Source organism: Cobetia sp., assembly GCF_983723665.1.
Genome location: NZ_CFDJES010000094.1, coordinates 6,387 through 9,799 on the forward strand (window position 1 = coordinate 6,387; position 3,413 = coordinate 9,799).

4 protein-coding genes are annotated in these 3,413 nt (G+C 64.3%); all 4 read right to left on the reverse strand.

The genetic code is table 11. The features are described from left to right. Window positions 1-139 precede the first annotated feature (139 nt). Entirely contained in the window at window positions 140-889 is a 750-nt protein-coding gene (fnr, locus tag AC4FAH_RS10225; RefSeq protein ID WP_043333190.1) for a fumarate/nitrate reduction transcriptional regulator Fnr, read from the reverse strand. A gap of 289 nt (window positions 890-1,178) precedes the next feature. Beyond that, complete coding sequence (locus AC4FAH_RS10230; protein WP_286988424.1) at window positions 1,179-1,457, reverse strand: hypothetical protein; 279 nt, start codon at window positions 1,455-1,457, stop codon at window positions 1,179-1,181. A 25-nt stretch (window positions 1,458-1,482) separates the two neighbouring features. Next, window positions 1,483-2,100 (reverse strand): cbb3-type cytochrome c oxidase subunit II, encoded by a 618-nt coding sequence (locus AC4FAH_RS10235; protein ID WP_286988425.1) that lies wholly within the window; start codon window positions 2,098-2,100, stop codon window positions 1,483-1,485. Continuing rightward, window positions 2,097-3,413: cbb3-type cytochrome c oxidase subunit I (locus AC4FAH_RS10240; protein ID WP_490245980.1), on the reverse strand; the 1,317-nt coding region annotated here is incomplete at its 5' end. The genes AC4FAH_RS10235 and AC4FAH_RS10240, both read right to left, overlap by 4 nt.

The window sequence follows — 3,413 nt, forward strand, 5'->3', positions numbered from 1 at the left end:
TGACGACTGGCCTGACAGAAAGAAGAAGCCCGCCACGCAAATTGCGTGGCGGGCTTCTGTCTTGTGTGGTGCCGGCATGGCGCCCTGGCGGCGGATCAGCGCAGTGTCGCTCAGCGTGATGTGCTGTCAGCAGGCGTCATCAGCGACCACCCTGACACTCGCCTTCGGCCAGTTCGATCAGGCCATCCAGATGCAGGATATGCACCTCGCGGGCACGAATGTCGACCAGCCCCTGGGTCTGGAAGCGGGTCAGGATACGGCTGATGGTTTCGACGGCCAGCCCCAGATAGTTGCCGATATCGGCGCGTGCCATCGAGAGGCGGAAGCTGTACGGCGAATAGCCACGACGACGGAAGCGCTGTGACAGGTTGACCAGGAAGCTCGCCAGCCGCTCATCGGCTGTCTTGCGCGACAGCAGCATCATCATGCGGCGATCTTCGTGCAACTCCTTGCTCAGGCTCTTGAACAGCTGGGTTCTCAGCTCCGGCATCTGCTCCGAGAGCGCATTGAGGCGGTCGAAGGGGATCTCGCAGACGGTGGTGGTCTCCAGCGCCACCGCAGTGCCGGGATAGCAATTGCTGTCGATGGCATCCAGCCCGGCCAGCTCGCTGGGCAGGTAGAAGCCGGTCAGCTGCTCCATGCCGCTGTTTTCATTGGTGATCTGCTTGAGACTTCCGGAGCGCACCGTGAAGACGCAATCGAAGGCATCGCCCTGGGTGAAGAGCACTTCCCCTTTTCTGAGTGGCGCGCGACGGCGGATGATGGCGTCAAACTGGTCGATATCTTCCATGTTCAGTGCCAGTGGCAGGCACAGTGAACTCAGCGAACAGGTCTGGCAGCGGGCTTCATGGGCGCGCAAGCGGTGTGATGCCTGTGCATTGGCCGTCATGGTGACTCTCCTGAGGAATGTCACCGCTACCCCTGGGGCAGGGCAGCGGGAGGGGTCTTTCGGGCGCAACGAACGGTGGGGCGGGGCCTTGTCGCCCGCCGCTACCCTGCTCAGCCGATGTGATTCGAGCGGCCAGAGTCTGAGCGCTTATCGGCTAATGCAGTGCAATTTCGTGGCGCCATAATATTAGATTTTATTAATTCATTATCCTGCCCAACCCATGGGCGTTGCAAGGTGTGTGAACTTTAGGCCTGGTTGGCCCCGCGTGACCATACCGCGACGACCTGCCTCAGCCAGCTGCGCCGAGCAGCAGGATCAGTGCGGCGGCCAGCGTCGCCAGTGCCAGTATGCCCCAGGCACGTGGCGCTGGTGTGTCAGGCTGACGTACGCCGTTGATGCGATGTTCCTGCATGGGGCCATCGCCTTCGCGCTCGTCGCTGTCAGTGCTGGCAGCGCGCGAAAGGCTGCCCAGGGCCAGCATGGCGAACAGCACCAGGCTGCCCAGCGTGAGGGCCAGCACCCAGAGATTCCAGAACAGGGGGAGTCCAGTTGTCTCCAGCAGATTCATGTCGTGTCTCCTGAGCGGTGTCCTGTCATGGGTCGCGGCTGGCGATGTCGCTCGCGGGGGCGGCCTGCTGCAGGTAGGCGAGCAGAGCCGTGATTTCGGCAGTGCCACGCACGTCATTGGGGGCGGCGAGAATCTCATCTTCCGCGTAGGGCACGCCCAGGCCTTGCAGGGCTCGCATGCGTGCCGCGATGCCTTCGCCGCTCAACGCCTGCTCGAACAGCCACGGGTAGGCGGGCATCGCTGAGCCCGGCACCTGACTGCGCGGGTCATTCAGATGCAGACGCTGCCAGGCATCGTCATGTTGCGCAGGCAGCTTGCTCAAATCCGTCCCCCAGCGTTCGACGCCCCACAGCGAAGGGCGGTCGTAGTAGCGCTCCCGGGCGGTCGTCGCATCGCCGTGTCGCGCCGTGTCGCCCGGTAGATCGCGCACCATGCGTGTGTGGCACTGCTGACAGCCCTCGCGTTGGTAGATGCGCTGGCCCTCCAGCGCCAGGGCGCTCAGCGGTTTGAGGTCTTCGGGTGCGCTGGCGAGGCTGGGGTGAGCCCCGAGCGGCACCAGCTGGGCGAGGGCGCCGAGGCTCATGGTGAGCAGACATAGTGCCGTCATCAGGCCGGCGTGACGTTCGAGCAGGACATGTCTCATGCGTAGTGCCCTCCCGAGGATGTGGCAGGGGGCGTGGTAGAGGGGGACGCAGAGTGCATGGCAGGCTCTGATGATGCCTTGTGCGAGCCGGAGCTCAGGCGCTGGCGCTCGTGAGCGGCTTGGCGTTCGCTCTTTTGATCAGCCAGGGTGCGCGTCACGTTGAGGAGCATCAGCAGCAAGCCGAGCGCCCAGCAGGCGAGCCCGCCCAGCGAGATCATCATCGGCATGCGGGCCGCTTCCAGCACCTCGCTCAAGGTGTATAGCGGCCTGCCGTCATCTGCCAGCACATGCCACATGCTGCCTTGAAGCAGCGTGGTCGCCCAGCTGGCGGCAACGCACAGCAGGGTGCCGATGATGACCAGCAGGGCATGGGTCTTGAGCAGCGCGAGGGAGCGCATCGGGGGCAGCAGGTGATAGGCCATCACGATGGCGACTGTCGCGACCACCCCCAGGCTTGCTGCCGGCGACAGACTGTTGGCGGCACTGAAGGTCAGGGCATTGAGGGTCGGCAATGACAGCAGGCTGTATTCAAGAACCGCGAGGGCGAGGCTGACCAGAGCTGCCGCCAGCAGGCAGTTAAGCGGATCCCGGCGCAATGAGTGCCAATCCTCCTTGAGTGTCATCAGGCCATTGAGGCTGAGTGCCAGCCCCGGCGCCAGCAGCAGGATGCCCATCGCCATGCCCAGCGTCTGGCTCCAGGCCGGCAGGGCGCTCGCGAACAGCAGCGGAGCACCTCCCCATGTCACCAGCAGCACCAGCATCCAGAAGCTGGTGGCGGCCAGCCGATGCGAGTAGAGCGGCAGCCGTGAGCGGCTCGTCACCATGTGATGGAGCAAGGCAATGAGGCCGAATGCGAACATGCCGCCGGGGAGTGGCCCTGCCTGCCAGCGCTGAATCAGTGCCTCGAGGCTGCCCGTGAAGAGCGGTATCGATTCCAGCAGGCCGATCGGCACGCTGAGCGAGATCAGCACATGCTGAATCAACACCAGCATCAGGCCGGCGATGAAGTACCAGCAGGCCACCGGCAGGCGGCGCAGCGTGCGCTGTTCCAGCACCGTGAAGAAGACCCACGCCACGGCCAGCCAGACGAGGGTCATCAGGAGATCGACGAGCCAGGGCGCTTCGGCCATGTGCTGGCCCGAGGAGTAGCCTGCGACAATCGCCAGTGCGCCGAGCGCGACCACGGCCTGCCAGCCGAGGAAGGTGAAATGCATCAGCTTGAGCGTGAAGGGAGTCAGTGCGATATCCGGTATCGCCGTCTCGGCGTCCGTGCGTGATTCGCGTTGCAGGACGCTGTGCATGGCGATGGAGTA